Origin of the sequence: Corynebacterium sp. HMSC28B08, assembly GCF_001806865.1 — a bacterium.
In the GTDB taxonomy this organism is placed as follows: domain Bacteria; phylum Actinomycetota; class Actinomycetes; order Mycobacteriales; family Mycobacteriaceae; genus Corynebacterium; species Corynebacterium auriscanis.
Genome location: NZ_KV786165.1, coordinates 64,907 through 79,100 on the forward strand (window position 1 = coordinate 64,907; position 14,194 = coordinate 79,100).

At 58.7% G+C, this 14,194-nt stretch carries 13 protein-coding genes; 11 read left to right on the forward strand and 2 right to left on the reverse strand.

Features of this window, described 5'->3' with window-relative positions; genetic code table 11:
- Positions 1–11: 11 nt before the first annotated feature.
- From dapB to HMPREF3098_RS04990, 11 genes are all read left to right on the forward strand, one after another.
- Positions 12–761, forward strand: coding sequence for a 4-hydroxy-tetrahydrodipicolinate reductase (gene dapB, locus HMPREF3098_RS04940; RefSeq protein WP_070434228.1), 750 nt, complete (start codon positions 12–14; stop codon positions 759–761).
- A gap of 3 nt (positions 762–764) precedes the next feature.
- Complete coding sequence (gene thyX / locus HMPREF3098_RS04945) at positions 765–1,550, forward strand: FAD-dependent thymidylate synthase (RefSeq protein WP_070434229.1); 786 nt, start codon at positions 765–767, stop codon at positions 1,548–1,550.
- A gap of 127 nt (positions 1,551–1,677) precedes the next feature.
- Positions 1,678–2,580 carry a 4-hydroxy-tetrahydrodipicolinate synthase gene (dapA, locus tag HMPREF3098_RS04950; protein ID WP_035112861.1) on the forward strand — a complete coding sequence of 301 codons (903 nt, stop codon included), beginning with the start codon at positions 1,678–1,680 and terminating at the stop codon, positions 2,578–2,580.
- A gap of 8 nt (positions 2,581–2,588) precedes the next feature.
- Positions 2,589–4,829, forward strand: a complete 2,241-nt coding sequence (locus HMPREF3098_RS04955; RefSeq protein WP_070434230.1) for a ribonuclease J — start codon at positions 2,589–2,591, stop codon at positions 4,827–4,829.
- A 102-nt stretch (positions 4,830–4,931) separates the two neighbouring features.
- Positions 4,932–5,660: a TIGR03085 family metal-binding protein gene (locus tag HMPREF3098_RS04960; protein ID WP_083284119.1), complete on the forward strand. Its 729-nt coding sequence runs from the start codon at positions 4,932–4,934 to the stop codon at positions 5,658–5,660.
- 90 nt (positions 5,661–5,750) lie between these two features.
- Positions 5,751–8,954 carry an FtsK/SpoIIIE family DNA translocase gene (locus HMPREF3098_RS04965; protein ID WP_083284121.1) on the forward strand — a complete coding sequence of 1,068 codons (3,204 nt, stop codon included), beginning with the start codon at positions 5,751–5,753 and terminating at the stop codon, positions 8,952–8,954.
- A gap of 239 nt (positions 8,955–9,193) precedes the next feature.
- Positions 9,194–10,231: a TerC family protein gene (locus HMPREF3098_RS04970; protein WP_070434231.1), complete on the forward strand. Its 1,038-nt coding sequence runs from the start codon at positions 9,194–9,196 to the stop codon at positions 10,229–10,231.
- A gap of 4 nt (positions 10,232–10,235) precedes the next feature.
- Entirely contained in the window at positions 10,236–10,883 is a 648-nt protein-coding gene (gene pgsA / locus HMPREF3098_RS04975; RefSeq protein WP_070434232.1) for a CDP-diacylglycerol--glycerol-3-phosphate 3-phosphatidyltransferase, read from the forward strand.
- Between the two features lie 12 nt (positions 10,884–10,895).
- Positions 10,896–11,450 (forward strand): CinA family protein, encoded by a 555-nt coding sequence (locus tag HMPREF3098_RS04980; protein WP_083284123.1) that lies wholly within the window; start codon positions 10,896–10,898, stop codon positions 11,448–11,450.
- Positions 11,451–11,514: 64 nt separating this feature from the next.
- Positions 11,515–11,907 (forward strand): helix-turn-helix domain-containing protein, encoded by a 393-nt coding sequence (locus HMPREF3098_RS04985; protein WP_035112869.1) that lies wholly within the window; start codon positions 11,515–11,517, stop codon positions 11,905–11,907.
- 49 nt (positions 11,908–11,956) lie between these two features.
- Positions 11,957–12,799, forward strand: coding sequence for a PspA/IM30 family protein (locus tag HMPREF3098_RS04990; RefSeq protein WP_070434233.1), 843 nt, complete (start codon positions 11,957–11,959; stop codon positions 12,797–12,799).
- Between the two features lie 29 nt (positions 12,800–12,828).
- On the opposite strand, the gene HMPREF3098_RS04995 is transcribed toward HMPREF3098_RS04990, so the two are convergent.
- Positions 12,829–13,449: an energy-coupling factor transporter transmembrane component T family protein gene (locus tag HMPREF3098_RS04995; protein ID WP_168155992.1), complete on the reverse strand. Its 621-nt coding sequence runs from the start codon at positions 13,447–13,449 to the stop codon at positions 12,829–12,831.
- Positions 13,442–14,191 carry an energy-coupling factor ABC transporter ATP-binding protein gene (locus HMPREF3098_RS05000; protein ID WP_070434235.1) on the reverse strand — a complete coding sequence of 250 codons (750 nt, stop codon included), beginning with the start codon at positions 14,189–14,191 and terminating at the stop codon, positions 13,442–13,444. Before HMPREF3098_RS05000 ends, HMPREF3098_RS04995 begins: the two co-directional genes overlap by 8 nt.
- Positions 14,192–14,194: the final 3 nt, after the last annotated feature.

Sequence of the window (14,194 nt, forward strand, 5' to 3'; positions counted from 1 at the left end):
GAGTGAAAACGATGACGAAGATTGGTGTTCTAGGAGCCAAAGGTCGTGTAGGTAGTGCCATTGTGGCTGCCGTCGAGGCCGATTCGAAGCACGAGCTGGCCGCCGCTTTAGATCACGACGATGAGCTGCAGCAGTTGGTGGATGCCGGGGTAGAGGTTGTGGTGGACTTCACCGTGCCCGATGCCGTGATGGAGAACGTTGAATTTTGCGTACGCCACGGCATCCATGTTGTCGTTGGCACCACTGGCTGGACCGAGGACCGTTACAACCAGGTTCGCGAGTGGTTGCAGAACTCCCCAGAAACCGGTGTGCTGGTCGCTCCCAACTTCGCCATCTCAGCTGTGTTGACCATGAAGTTCGCGGAGATCGCCGCGCCATTTTTCGAGTCCGCGGAAGTCATCGAACTGCACCACCCCAATAAGAAAGATGCTCCCTCCGGGACCGCTGTTCACACTGCGGAGGGCATCGCAAAGGCTCGACGGGCTGCGGGAATGGGAACTCAACCCGACGCCACCGAGCAGAGCCTCGACGGCGCCCGCGGGGCGGACGTGCAAGGCGTGCCGGTGCATGCAGTACGCATGACCGGAATGGTTGCACACGAGCAGGTTATCTTCGGCACCCAGGGGCAGTCGCTCACAATCAAGCAGGATTCTTATGACCGGGATTCCTTTGTTCCCGGAGTGATGGTGGGTGTGGAAAAGATCGCCACCTTCCCAGGGTTGACCGTCGGGTTGGAGAAGTTCCTGGGGTTGGAGAACTAGTCCATGGCCACGATTGCTGAGCTGCACGTGCAGCTCGTTGGGCACACCGCGTTTTCCTCCCCGCAAGACGTGCCGTGGAAAACGGACGGCGCACCAGCCAGCCAGCTGGTGGAATTTGCCGGTCGCGCGTGTTACGAAACGTGGGATAAACCAAATCCGCACACGGCGACCAACGCGGCCTACGTGCGCCATATTCTGGATGTGGGGCACCTGACAGTGTTGGAACACGCCAGCGCGACCATGTACCTGCGCGGGGTCTCTCGTTCCTGTGCTGCGGAAATCATGCGACACCGGCACTTTTCGTTTTCCCAACTTTCACAGCGATACGTGCCCACCCACGAAGCCCGCGTGGTTGTGCCCGAGCACATCAAGAAAGACAGTCACCTCACCGACCTGTTTCTACGCTCGGCGGATCTCGCCCACCAGGTGTACGAGGAACTACTGGAAGGCATGGACGGGGAGCAGGTCGGCGTCGATAAAGAAACAACAAAAACCCGATCCAGCGGTGCCAATGCCGTGTTGCGCGCCAAGCAGGCCAGGCAGGCGGCCCGGGCGGTATTGCCCAATTGTGCGGAAACACGCTTCGTTATGACAGGTAATCTGCGCAGCTGGCGACACTTTATCGCCATGCGGGCGGCCGAGCATGCCGATCCGGAGATTCGCCGCATCGCGGTCACGTGCCTACGGCAACTGAAAGAGATCGCGCCAGAGGTTTTTGACGATTTCTCCATTACAACGCTGCGTGACGGTGGGAACATGGCGACAAGTCCGTACGTCAGCGAAACCTAGAAGTACATCGGCACAGAGCGTGCGTCGGTCGACCAAGGGCAATAACAAATCACGGAAGTGATAGGGTTCACAACTTGCGTGACCTCAATGCTTCGAGAACACAAGAGAGAAGGTAGTCTGGGAAGTCATGAGTACAGGTATTGCAGCGAACAAGGGTGCTGACGTCTTCGGCACGATTTCAGTTGCGATGGTTACCCCGTTTAATGCAGACGGCTCCATCGACGTGAACAGGGGTGTGGAAGTTGCCACACACTTGGCCTCTAAGGGCTGCGACTCTCTCGTCCTTGCCGGCACGACTGGCGAATCGCCAACCGTGCGTGGTGAGGAGAAGTTGGACCTGCTCAGAGCAGTACGTTCCGAACTTGGCGATGCGGTGAAGCTGATCGCCGGAACCGGCTCGTACGATACCGCCGCCACCATCGAGTTTTCGAAGGCTTCGGCCGCTGCGGGGGCAGACAGCCTATTGGTTGTTACGCCGTACTACTCGCGCCCGAGCCAGGAGGGTGTGTATCAACACTTCACCGCGGTTGCCGACGCGGTGGATGTGCCCATTTGCCTTTACGATATTCCTTCCCGTTCCGTTATCCCCATCGAGTCAGAGACGATCGCGCGTCTGGCTAAGCATCAGAACATCCAAGCCGTGAAAGATGCCAAGGGCGATTTGTACGCGGCGATGGAGCTGATGCAGAACACTGACTTGGCCTGGTACTCCGGCGATGATCCGTTGAACCTGCCGTGGTTGGCCAGTGGCGCTACCGGTTTCATTTCGGTTATCGGCCATGTCGCGGCCGACAAGCTCAAGGAGCTAAGGGATAGCTACGACGCCGGCGACCTCGCACGCGCTCGGCAGATTGCCGTTTCTTTGGCGCCCTTGCAGCGCGCTCAGAACCGGCTCGGGGGAGTGGCGTTTTCGAAGGCAGCACTCAAACTTCGTGGATTGGACGTGGGAAGCCCGCGTCTACCCATTGTGGAACCTAATCAAGAAGAGCTGGAGCAGCTCGAAAAAGACCTGCAGGAAGCAGGCGTTTAAAGGAAGATATGACTGAACAGCGTTCGCAGAGCCGCAAGGTAACACGTAAGGCGGCTCCCCCAAGCGCGGAAACAGCCGCCACTTCAGAGGCTGGCAACACCAGCGCAGCTGAACAGGCGCATGCCAAGAATGCCTCAAACAAGGACCAAAATATGAATAATAATTCCCACACGGATGTGGCGACCACCTTTAATGACGGTGGGCAAGCACCCGCGTCCGATGCCCAGTTGGGCAACGACGGAAATGACCAGGGAGGAAACTCCCGCGGTGGTAACCGTTCCCGCCGGCCACGTCGTCGCGGTGGAAACGGCGGCAGCTCGAATAACAGCGGCAACAACAGCGGCAACAACAGCGGCAACAACAGCGGCAACGGTGGTAACTCCAACAAGGGTGGGGACAACAACCGGGGCGGTCGCGGTGCAAACAACCGTGGCTCTCGAGGGAGCCGAGGCGGGAACAACCGTCGTGGGGATGACCGTCGTAAAGGGTCGCTCAAGGCCATGCAGGGAGCGGACCTCACCAAGCGCCTGCCTAGCCCTCCAAAGGCACCGAAGAACGGTCTTCGCATCGTCGCGCTGGGCGGTATTTCGGAGATTGGTCGCAATATGACCGTGTTCGAATACAACAACCGCCTGCTTCTCATCGACTGTGGTGTCCTGTTCCCATCTTCCGGCGAGCCCGGTGTGGATTTGATTCTGCCGGACTTCACCTACCTAGAAGACAAGTGGGATCGCGTAGAGGCTCTGGTTGTCACCCACGGCCACGAGGATCACATCGGTGCTATCCCATGGCTGCTGAAGCAGCGCGCAGATATCCCTATCATCGCTTCGCGCTTCACCTGCGCACTGATCTCCGCGAAGTGCCAGGAGCACCGGCAGCGCCCCAAGCTCATCGAGGTTAACGAGGATTCCCACGAGTCTCGTGGTCCGTTTGACCTACGCTTCTTCGCCGTCAACCACTCCATTCCGGAGTGCTTGGGCATTGCCCTCAAGACCGGCGCTGGCTTGGTCGTTCACACCGGTGACATCAAGTTGGACCAGACCCCATTGGACGGCCGCCCAACCGATCTTCCCGCGCTATCTCGTTTCGGCGATGAAGGCATTGATCTGTTCCTGTGCGACTCCACCAATGCCACCACCCCGGGGGTATCCGGGTCTGAGGCTGACATTGCGCCGACGCTGAAGCGCCTAGTACGCGATGCCAAGCAGCGTGTGATCATCGCTTCGTTCGCATCCAACGTATCCCGTGTGCAGTCCGCCGTGGATGCCGCGGTGGCTGCCGGCCGTAAGGTGGCGTTCAACGGGCGCTCCATGATTCGCAATATGGAGATCGCCGAGCGGATGGGTTACTTGACCGCCCCACGTGGAACCTTCGTCACTATGGACGAGGCTTCCAAGATGGCGCCCCATAAGGTCGTGCTGGTGACCACCGGTACCCAGGGCGAACCCATGGCAGCGCTATCGCGTATGGCCCGCCGTGAGCACCGCCAGATTACGGTCCGCGATGGTGACTTGATCATCCTGTCGTCCTCCTTGGTTCCGGGGAACGAGGAAGCCGTCTTCGGCGTCATCAACATGCTGAGCCAGATAGGCGCGACCGTCGTTACCGGCCGCGATGCGAAGGTGCACACCTCCGGTCACGGTTATGCCGGTGAGCTGTTGTTCCTCTACAACGCAGCCCGCCCACGCAACGCGATGCCCGTGCACGGCGAGTGGCGCCACCTGCGCGCTAACCGCGACCTAGCGATCTCTACTGGTGTGAATGCCAACAACATCCCGATCGCCCAAAACGGTGTGTTCGTGGACTTGGTTAACGGACACGCGAAGGTGACGGGCCAGATGAATGTGGGCAACCTCTATGTCGACGGCGTACGTATGGGCGACATCGACAGCGAGGTTCTTGAAGACCGAACTGCAATGGCCGAGGGCGGCATGGTTTCCATTACCGTCGTCATCGACAACCGCACTGGCCGCCCACTGGAGGCACCGAGCGTGCAGACCAAGGGATTCTCCGACGATGCGCGTGACATGGTTGGTGAAATTCGCGAGGCCGTCGATAACGCTATGATGGACATGGCTGGCGCCGGTGAAAACGATCCTTACCGTATGGCGCAGTCCATCCGTCGGAAAGTAAGCAAGCTGATCTCCGACAAGTGGAAGCGCAGCCCACTGATCGTTCCAACGGTGGTCCCGATGACAAGCGAGATTGTCGAGGAGCTGGAAGAAGGAGAATCCCTGCCTTCCCTGTAAAGCTCTGAGGCTTAATCCGTCGCTGCACCTCCCGTCCGTGGGAGCGTGGGGCGGCGGATTTTTTGCGCGGTCGTGTCTGCATCGTGGCTACACTTGTAAAGCATGACACAGAATCACCACAATCCCTATGGCAACCCCGACGATGTCAATGAACCCAGCCTCGCTCCCGGTGGATCCGCTAGTATTTCACAATCGGAGCGCAGGCAACTGGCAGACCTGCTGCTGGCGAAGGGGCCCGACGCCCCAACGCTGTGCGAAGGTTGGACTACCCGCGACTTAGCGGTGCACTTGGTGGTGCGTGAGCACCGGCCGGATGCCGCTGCGGGTATGTTTGTTCCTTTCCTAGGCAACCACCTAGAGAAGGTCTCGGCTGAAACCGCGAAATTGCCTTACGAGGAATTGGTAGAAAAATTCCGTCAGGGGCCGCCACACTGGAATCCCATGCGCTTGGGCGATAAGTACCTCAATGCTGCGGAGAACTTCATTCATCATGAGGACGTTCGGCGCGGGGGAGGGGATACTACTCCGCGTGAGCTTCCCGCTGCGGTAGAGCGAGAACTGTGGAAGATTGCAACCCAGGTCTCCCGCCTTATGGTGCGCCCAAAGAATGTCCATGTCATTTTGCATCCCGTGTTATCTTCTACGGACATCGCTCCTGCGGCTACACCGGAGGTGTTTCGGATTGGCAACACGTCGGCTGCTGAAGTAAAGATCGAAGGGAAACCATCAGAGATCCTGTTGTGGGTTTTCGGCCGAGGCAAGGATACACACTTGACCGTGACGGAATCCGAGGCGGGCGCAAGGGACCGCGTGGATTTGCAGTCGCTTTAGGATAGGTTTCTGAGGGCGCTTTCTAGGCTTTTGTGCATGTTCGGTGTTTCGTGTGTGACTGATGTGACTTAAAGGGCTAAAGTGAATCCCATGTCTGTCACTAGTCGCCCCCGCAACGGATCCCGCTCTGCCCGTTCACGCTCCACGGCCCCTGCACTGAGTGAGGTCGAACGTAGCTCAGGCGACGAGTACGATTACGCCGATTTCGAACGTACCGGGAGTGCTTTCGGCGCAGTAGGTCACGGACTGGGTTCAGCCCTGTCCACGGTTGCCCGTGGAGTTGGTGGAGTGGGGAGAAGAATCGCTGGTTCTAACGATTCGGACAGCGATGAGCACGACCTGATGTGGGAGGAAGATACACAACACATGGCATCCGCACGGCGTTCGCAGCGTACGCAAGGAAACTCACGCGCTTACAGTCGGAAGCGCCCCAAACCCACCGGCTACGATGACGCTGAGGCGCCAACTACCAAGTTGGACCTCACGCGGGAAAGCGATGCGGAACTGCGAGAGGACGGTTACGTCGAGGGTTATTACGATCCCCATTCGGCTCGCCGCGTGGGCGGTGGACACGATGGCGCCGCACTGGGTGTGTTGGCCTTGGCAGTGATTCTCGCCGGAACCATGTGGTTCGGTGTCGGCGGCGCAGTGGGCAACGGCGTGGCGTCACTCATGAAGTGGGTTGTGGGAGCCGGAGCTTTCGTCGTACCCATCGCTTTGGGCTATGCAGCGTGGGTGCTGGCGGTTGGTGCCCGGACTACACAGCGCTCGCCGCTGCGTTTGGTCTCCGGTGTGATGCTAATTGTGGTGGGTGCATTGGCTTGCATCCACATTTTTGCAGGATTGCCCGCAGACAGTGAAGGACGGGCCTCGGCGGGAGGCATGGTGGGGCGGGTGATCGGCAGCCCCATGGCCGTGGGATTTAGCGAATACCTAGCAGTGCCGCTGCTGTTGCTGGCAATTGTCTATGGTGCCCTGCAACTGACGGGGATGACGTTCTCCCAGGTAGGATCCGAGGTCGCCCACTACTTCGGCCTCGGGATGGATCGCCTACGGTCCTTACATAATGCCGATGACGACGACGCGGTCTATGACGATCGAGACGAAGACGATCTCTATGGCAGTGTCGATCGTGAACTCGATGCCGCAGTATCCGGTGGACGAGCACCCAGGGCAGCGCGCAAAACTTCTCGCGAGCGCCACCCTGCACCCAACTATAACTACCGGGATGAGGACCACACGGGGCCGGAAGAGGCTCCCGCGCGCGAAGAGACTGCAATTCTTGGGCACGAGCCCGTGGACAAGCCCCGCCGTCGTTCCCAGCGCAAGAAGGTGGGTGCCGCTCAGTTGGATGACGTGGCCGAACTGCTGGACGATGACGAGCCCGTCACAGTAGAACCCGAAGTCGAGCCCGCGAGGAAGTCAGCGGCACGTCAGTCACAGCAGAGGAGCCTAGATTCAACGCAGTCTTCTCGTGCCGAGGGTGGCCGGCAGGATGCTGTGGCGGCTTCCCGTGAGTCCATTCGTCAGGCCATCGTGGCGCGGTCTGGTATTGACGCCGCAGCTATCCCCGCCACCGTCCCCAAGTCAGAGTTGGAGACGGTTGAGGCAGGGGGCGTCGACCAACAAAAGCCCGCAGTGGAGAAGGCGGCCGCAGAAAGCGACTACCAGTTGCCCAGTGCGGACCTGTTGATTGAAGGCGACGCACCGAAAACCAGGAGCGAAACCAACGATCGCATGATCGAGGCCATCACCGATGTGTTTGATGAGTTCAACGTAGATGCACAGGTGACGGGATTCTCCCGTGGCCCCACAGTCACCCGCTACGAGATTGAGCTGGGACCGGGCGTGAAAGTTTCCAAGATCACTAACCTGCAGTCCAATCTGGCCTACGCTGCAGCGACAGACAACGTCCGCCTGCTCACACCTATTCCAGGTAAGTCAGCCGTGGGTATCGAGGTGCCCAACAGCGATCGAGAGATGGTCCGCTTGGGCGATGTGTTGACCGCGCCGAAGGTTTCGGCAGATCTGGATCCGATGCTCGTGGGATTGGGCAAGGATATTGAGGGTGAGTTTGTGGCCCACTCCATCCAGAAGATGCCACACTTGTTGGTGGCTGGTTCTACAGGCTCCGGTAAGTCGGCCTTCATCAACTCGCTGCTGGTTTCTCTACTCACGCGTGCAACGCCCGAGGACGTGCGGATGATCTTGGTTGATCCAAAGATGGTGGAGCTCACTCCATACGAGGGAATCCCGCACCTCATCACGCCGATCATTACCCAGCCAAAGAAGGCTGCGGCTGCATTGACGTGGCTGGTGGAGGAGATGGAGCAGCGGTACATGGACATGAAGTCCTCCCGCGTGCGTCACATCAAGGACTTCAACAAAAAGGTGAAGTCCGGCGAGATCACCACGCCGCTGGGTAGCGAACGCGAGTACCGGCCCTACCCATACATCGTGTGTGTAGTTGACGAATTGGCGGATCTGATGATGACCGCGCCACGCGAAATCGAGGATTCGATTGTCCGCATCACACAGAAGGCCCGCGCTGCCGGTATTCACCTGGTGCTGGCTACGCAGCGCCCATCGGTGGACGTGGTGACCGGTCTGATTAAGACCAACGTGCCGTCGCGTTTGGCTTTCGCCACGTCGTCGTCAACCGACTCCCGAGTGATTTTGGATCAGGGTGGCGCGGAAAAGCTCATCGGAATGGGCGATGGTTTGTTCATTCCGCAGGGCGCCGGTAAGCCACAGCGTATCCAAGGCGCATTTGTGACGGACGAGGAAATCCAGGCCGTTGTGGATTCGGCAAAGAACCAGGCCGAGCCCGATTACACCGAAGGCGTGACCGAGGATAAGGCGGCTGAAGCTAAGAAGGACATCGATCCCGATATCGGCAATGACCTGGAGGATCTGCTGCAGGCAGTCGAGTTGGTTGTGACAAGCCAGTTCGGTTCCACCTCCATGTTGCAACGCAAGCTGCGCATTGGGTTTGCCAAGGCAGGTCGCTTGATGGACCTGATGGAAACCCGCGGCGTGGTTGGCCCGTCCGAGGGGTCCAAGGCCCGCGAGGTATTGGTCAAGCCCGAAGAACTAGAAACGATTCTGTGGATGATTAAGGGTGCGAACCCCGCGGATGCGCCAGACGAGCTGCGCGAGGAACCATCGGATGCGGAAAGTATCCCCAGCACGGGTGATAACGCTGTTAGTGGTCCAGGCGCAGGACCCAGCGCGGATAGCACCGCGGAGATTCCACGAGTGGTGCAGGCGGATCCGACAAAGGGCGCGTTTTAAGCACACGTGGGATTATGTGTAAGCTTGCACACCATGGAGGGGAGTACCCCAATCCGCCTGTGAACAACGGCACAGATCGTCAACACGGCAGGTCGTGAGATACGAGATTCTATATCCCGGTCGAAGACTGACCTCCCGGTCGTGCCGGTCGGGTTAGCCACATTGCGTGGACCCGACGGGGGAGACCTCCGGCTCATTCACCACGCTCTCATACTGAAAGCCGGAGGTTTTATCTAATCATGGAAGTTAATGCATTGACGTGGGGGATTACCATTGCGGTGGTCGCTGCGTTCTTCGTCTTCGATTTCTTTGCCCACGTGCGCACGCCACACGAGCCCACCGTGAAGGAATCCGCACTGTGGTCGTTGTTCTACATTGGCCTGGCTTGCCTCTTCGGTGGCTTTTTATGGCTGACATGGGGGGAGCCCGGTAATCCCCATCAACACGGTGTGGAGTTCTTCGCTGGCTATGTCACCGAAAAGGCGCTCAGTGTGGACAATCTGTTCATTTTTGCGCTTATCATGGCTTCTTTCCAGATCCCCCGTAAGTACCAGCAAAAGGTGCTGTTGTGGGGTATCGCCATGGCTCTGGTGTTCCGCGGCATCTTCATTGCCCTGGGCGCAGCGGTGATTTCCGCTTGGTCGGACGTGTTCTACCTTTTCGGTATCTTCCTGTTGTGGACCGCCGTCAAGCTGATCATTGATGAAGTTTCCGACAAGGAAGAAACTGACCCGGAAAACATGTGGATTGTTCGCACCATCCGCAAGGTAATCCCCGTTTCGCCCGATTACAACGGCGATAAATTGGCCTTCAAGGACAAGGGTAAGTGGATCATCACGCCACTGTTCGTGGGGCTGCTAGCCATCGGTTTCATCGACCTCCTGTTTGCGCTGGATTCGATTCCCGCCATTTACGGCATTACTAGCGAGCCGTACATCGTCTTCACGACCAACGCACTGGCGCTGATGGGATTGCGTCAGCTGTATTTCCTGCTAGATGGTTTGCTCGACAAGCTGGTGTACCTGTCCTACGGCTTAGGTGTGATCTTGGCCTTCATTGGTGTGAAGCTAGTGCTGCACGCTCTGCACGAAAACAATCTGCCATTTATCAACGGTGGACAAAACGTGCACGCCCCTGAGGTGTCGGTGGAAATGTCGCTCATCGTTATTGTGAGTGTTCTAGTTATCACTACTGTCCTCAGCCTCACCGTGGGCAAGAGGCACAAGGCAGCCAACGAAGAAAGCCACGAAGCTACTGATACCTCGGTGAGCTCCTAGTAGTATGAAAAATGTGGCTACGACATCGATGAATCGCACCAATCAGTCGTCGTTTGGACGGGTTGTGCACCGGCTCAGCTTGCCCAATGTCCTCACGACGGTGCGCATTGTGCTGATCCCGCTCTTCCTGTGGCTAATCCTCAGCTCGGATCATTGGGCCCAGGCCGGCCACGCGGATAAGGTCACACGCTGGTGGGCTCTCATCGTGTTCGTGTTGCTGATGTTCACCGATCAGCTCGACGGGTTTTTGGCTCGCAAATACGAGGTCATCACTGATTTCGGGAAGCTGGCCGATCCGATCGCTGACAAGGCGCTGATGATTTCTGCGCTGGTTAGCCTGAATATCCTCGGGGAACTGTGGTGGTGGGTCACCGCTGTCATCGTGTTCCGCGAGCTTGGCATCACGGTGTGGCGCGTGGTTCTGGCCCGTCGTGGTCGCGTTGTGCCCGCATCAAAGGGGGGCAAACTCAAGACCGTCCTGCAAACTCTGGCTGTGGCTCTGTACATCCTGCCTGCGGCCGGTGCGCTGACGTGGGTCGCACACATCGTGATGGGGCTAGCTGTCGTGGTCACTGTTGTCACCGGTGTGCAGTACTTGCTGGATTCTCGAGAACAAGCCCGGGCTGGCTCCGGTGAGGCTTCGGCCAACTAGTACGCCGTTCCGATGACCGCCCAGCAAAACCCTTGTGGTTACACACCGATCACTATTGACCGCCCACCCCAACAACCGCAGCAGGTGGTCGCCCAGCTGCGCGCGTCCGGCCGTACGATTGCCACCGCGGAATCCCTTACCGCGGGGCTGGTGTCTGCCACCATTGCCACCGTTCCAGGGGCCTCTACTATCCTGCGCGGGGGGTTGATCGTTTATGCCACCGATCTTAAGGCCAGGTTGGCGGGGGTGGACCAGCGCTACCTTCGACGCCACGGGCCAATCGATCCCGGTGTGGCCGCCGCATTGGCGAGGGGCGCGGCAACGGCATGCGATGCCGATCTCGGCATCGGGCTAACCGGGGTAGCGGGGCCCGACCCCCAAGAAGGCCATCCAGTGGGTGAGGTGTACGTGGGCGTCGGGACAAAAGAAGGAAATGGCACCGCGGTGGCGAAACTGCCCGCCAGCTGGTGGGATCCACAGGCCGACGACGTGAGAGCCAGCATCCGACAGGCTGCGGTGAGTTTGGCACTGACGTTATTGTCGATCGTAGATTCTGAACTTTCATAAAGCTGTCTGTGACCGCGTTATGGTGGAGGGAACAAATTCCCGCTGTCGTTCGTTAGAGCAAGTGATGACTCAAAACACTATTGTTATGGAATCCCGCCACAACGTGGCGGAGGCGCTGAAAACCGCGACGCGCCCGGTGGCTCCCGATCAGGAACCACTGTTGCGTGAAGCGTTGGGGGCAACGTTGCGCGAATACCGTTCCCAATCCGGTTTTAGTTTGCGTGAGTTAGCCAGCTTGGCCAGTGTGAGTCCCGGGTATCTCTCGGAGATCGAACGTGGCCGGAAGGAAGTCTCTAGCGAGCTTTTGGCAAGTGTGTGCCATGGAATGGGTATCAGCGTAGCTAGCGTGATTGTGGAAGCTGCTTCAATGATGGCCCTTGATGCCGCGGCTGCCGAACTGGCCGCGAGCATGTCGCACAAACGCCCCAATGCCGGTGCCGTCGCGCGCGAGCGTTGATACACTGAAGCGGATCATTTACGTCAGATAATTTTAGAGGAGTTTCGCGGTGGCGAACCCATTTGTTAAGGCTTGGAAGTACTTGATGGCGCTGTTCGACAGCAAAATTGAGGAAAACGCTGATCCTAAGATCCAGATTGAGCAGGCTATCGCCGAAGCGCAACGCCAGCACCAATCACTATCCCAGCAGGCAGCTGCAGTTATTGGCAACCAGCGTCAGCTGGAGATGAAGCTCAACCGCCAACTCGCCGAGGTTGAAAAGCTGCACGCCAATACCAAGCAGGCCTTGGGCTTGGCTGATAAGGCACGCGCTGATGGCGACCAGCAGAAGGCAATGGAGTACGAAAATGCGGCTGAGGCTTTTGCTGCCCAGTTGGTTACGGCCGAACAGTCGGTAGAGGATCTCAAGGGACTGCATGACCAGTCCCTGCAGCAAGCTGCTCAGGCCAAGCAGGCCGTGGAGCGCAATGCAATGCAGTTGCAGCAGAAGGCTGCAGAGCGCACCAAACTGTTGAGCCAGCTGGAGCAGGCCAAGATGCAAGAAAAGGTTGCGGAGTCCCTGCAGTCTATGAACCAGGTCGCCGCCGGATCCACCCCGAACTTGGATCAGGTGCGTGAAAAGATTGAGCGCCGCTACGCCAATGCGCTGGGTCAATCTGAGCTAGCCCAGAACTCTGTCCAAGGCCGCATGATGGAAGTTCAGCAGGCGGGGATCCAGATGGCGGGGCATTCCCGCTTGGAGCAGCTGCGTGCGGAGATGAATCACGATAAAGGCATTGCCGGGGGAGACAGTACACAGCAGCGATCTATCGAGCAGGCCCAGCCACAGGCTTCGAACTACACTGATGATGCAGTAGCGGAGCGGATGCGCCAGCTGCGCAACGATTCCTAATTGATTCCGCAGCGCGCACCGGCGATGACTTAATCCCCGGCGCCACGGCTGATCAGGGCTTCGCCAAAGGCTCGTGCGCGCAGCAGGCTGCGAACAAGCAGGGGCACACCAAAAGCGGTGGGGGAAAACCCTAGGCCCCGCGCACGTCGCGCTTCCAAAATCTCGGCTACGGTCACAGCCGTCAGCGGGATTAGCCTCATCGTCAAAGACATGGCGATGAGGATTTTTTCTGTCGGAAATCCGCGTCTGGCTAGGGGTTGGAGCAGTCGCTCCAACGCATCCATCAGCTGTTCCACGGTGGTGGTAAGCGTGAGGAGGATAGCGATGGCAATAGCCGTGAACAAGGTGGCGGTTGCGCATAGCGCGATCTCCCAGCTCTCGCGCCACCATGTCACCGCTCCGATGAACGCTACGACTGGCACAGGCGCCAGCATTTGGCGCCCAACTATCGCTGCGGGGATATGGGCCAGCACATACAAGACCACGACCAGCAACAATCCCCCGAGTGCGACTGGCCACCACCGTCCCAAGACCGCCGTCAGGATCACAGTGACAATAACCACCGACAGTTTCAGCCCCGTAGGTGCGGTGTGCACTACCGACCGCCCCGGGACATAGACACCCATCGGCACCACGTGGGGATTAAACACCGCCGTAGGCCTCCTCATATTGTTGGACGACGCCCCGCGCCCCGCCGCTTCCACTTCGACTGGAATCTCCGGCAATTCTTCCGTTGTCGATCCACAGCACGCGATCGAAATCGCGGATCAGATCGAGATCGTGAGTTACTACGATCACTTGTTGCGACAGAGCTGCGAGCTCGCTGGCAACCCGGCGGCGGTTGTGTAAGTCCAACAAGGTAGTGGGTTCATCAGCGATGATGATGTCTGGGCTCAGAATCAACACGCTGGCAAGGGCCAGCAGCTGCTTTTCTCCGCCCGATAAGGTGTGGGGGGAGTTGTTTGCGAGGTGGGCAATACCCATCGCATCCAACTGCGCCAGCGCACGCTGATGGCGCTGGGCGCGGGGCAGCTTGTGGCGTCGGAGGGAAAAGGCAACATCTTCTACCACGGTGGGCATAAGGATTTGGTTGTCTGCGTCCGAGAAAATGAAGCCCACGCGCTGGCGGATCTGTTTGGCTTGGCGGGCGACATCCAGCTCGCCCACGCGGACGTGGCCAGATGTGGGGGAGTTCAGGCCGTTGATGAGGCGAACCAAGGAGGATTTGCCGGAGCCGTTGGCGCCGATAATGGCCACCCGGTGCTCGGTGAGAGTGGTAGAGATATCGGATAGGATCCGACGGGTTGTGACACCGGTGGGAGAGGACTGGGTGACATCGAGGTTGATGTTGTCGAACGTTATCGGGTCATGGGAGATTTCAGCGGGTGCCATGGC

Bases quoted from the DNA above. Each gene is read 5' to 3' on its own strand.
- pgsA (WP_070434232.1), top strand. From the start codon at position 10,236: ATGAAAAATGTGGCTACGACATCGATGAATCGCACCAATCAGTCGTCG.
- thyX (WP_070434229.1), top strand. From the start codon at position 765: ATGGCCACGATTGCTGAGCTGCACGTGCAGCTCGTTGGGCACACCGCG.
- HMPREF3098_RS05000 (WP_070434235.1), bottom strand. From the start codon at position 14,191: ATGGCACCCGCTGAAATCTCCCATGACCCGATAACGTTCGACAACATC.
- HMPREF3098_RS04960 (WP_083284119.1), top strand. From the start codon at position 4,932: ATGACACAGAATCACCACAATCCCTATGGCAACCCCGACGATGTCAAT.
- HMPREF3098_RS04980 (WP_083284123.1), top strand. From the start codon at position 10,896: ATGACCGCCCAGCAAAACCCTTGTGGTTACACACCGATCACTATTGAC.
- HMPREF3098_RS04955 (WP_070434230.1), top strand. From the start codon at position 2,589: ATGACTGAACAGCGTTCGCAGAGCCGCAAGGTAACACGTAAGGCGGCT.
- HMPREF3098_RS04965 (WP_083284121.1), top strand. From the start codon at position 5,751: ATGTCTGTCACTAGTCGCCCCCGCAACGGATCCCGCTCTGCCCGTTCA.
- HMPREF3098_RS04985 (WP_035112869.1), top strand. From the start codon at position 11,515: ATGACTCAAAACACTATTGTTATGGAATCCCGCCACAACGTGGCGGAG.
- dapA (WP_035112861.1), top strand. From the start codon at position 1,678: ATGAGTACAGGTATTGCAGCGAACAAGGGTGCTGACGTCTTCGGCACG.
- HMPREF3098_RS04970 (WP_070434231.1), top strand. From the start codon at position 9,194: ATGGAAGTTAATGCATTGACGTGGGGGATTACCATTGCGGTGGTCGCT.
- dapB (WP_070434228.1), top strand. From the start codon at position 12: ATGACGAAGATTGGTGTTCTAGGAGCCAAAGGTCGTGTAGGTAGTGCC.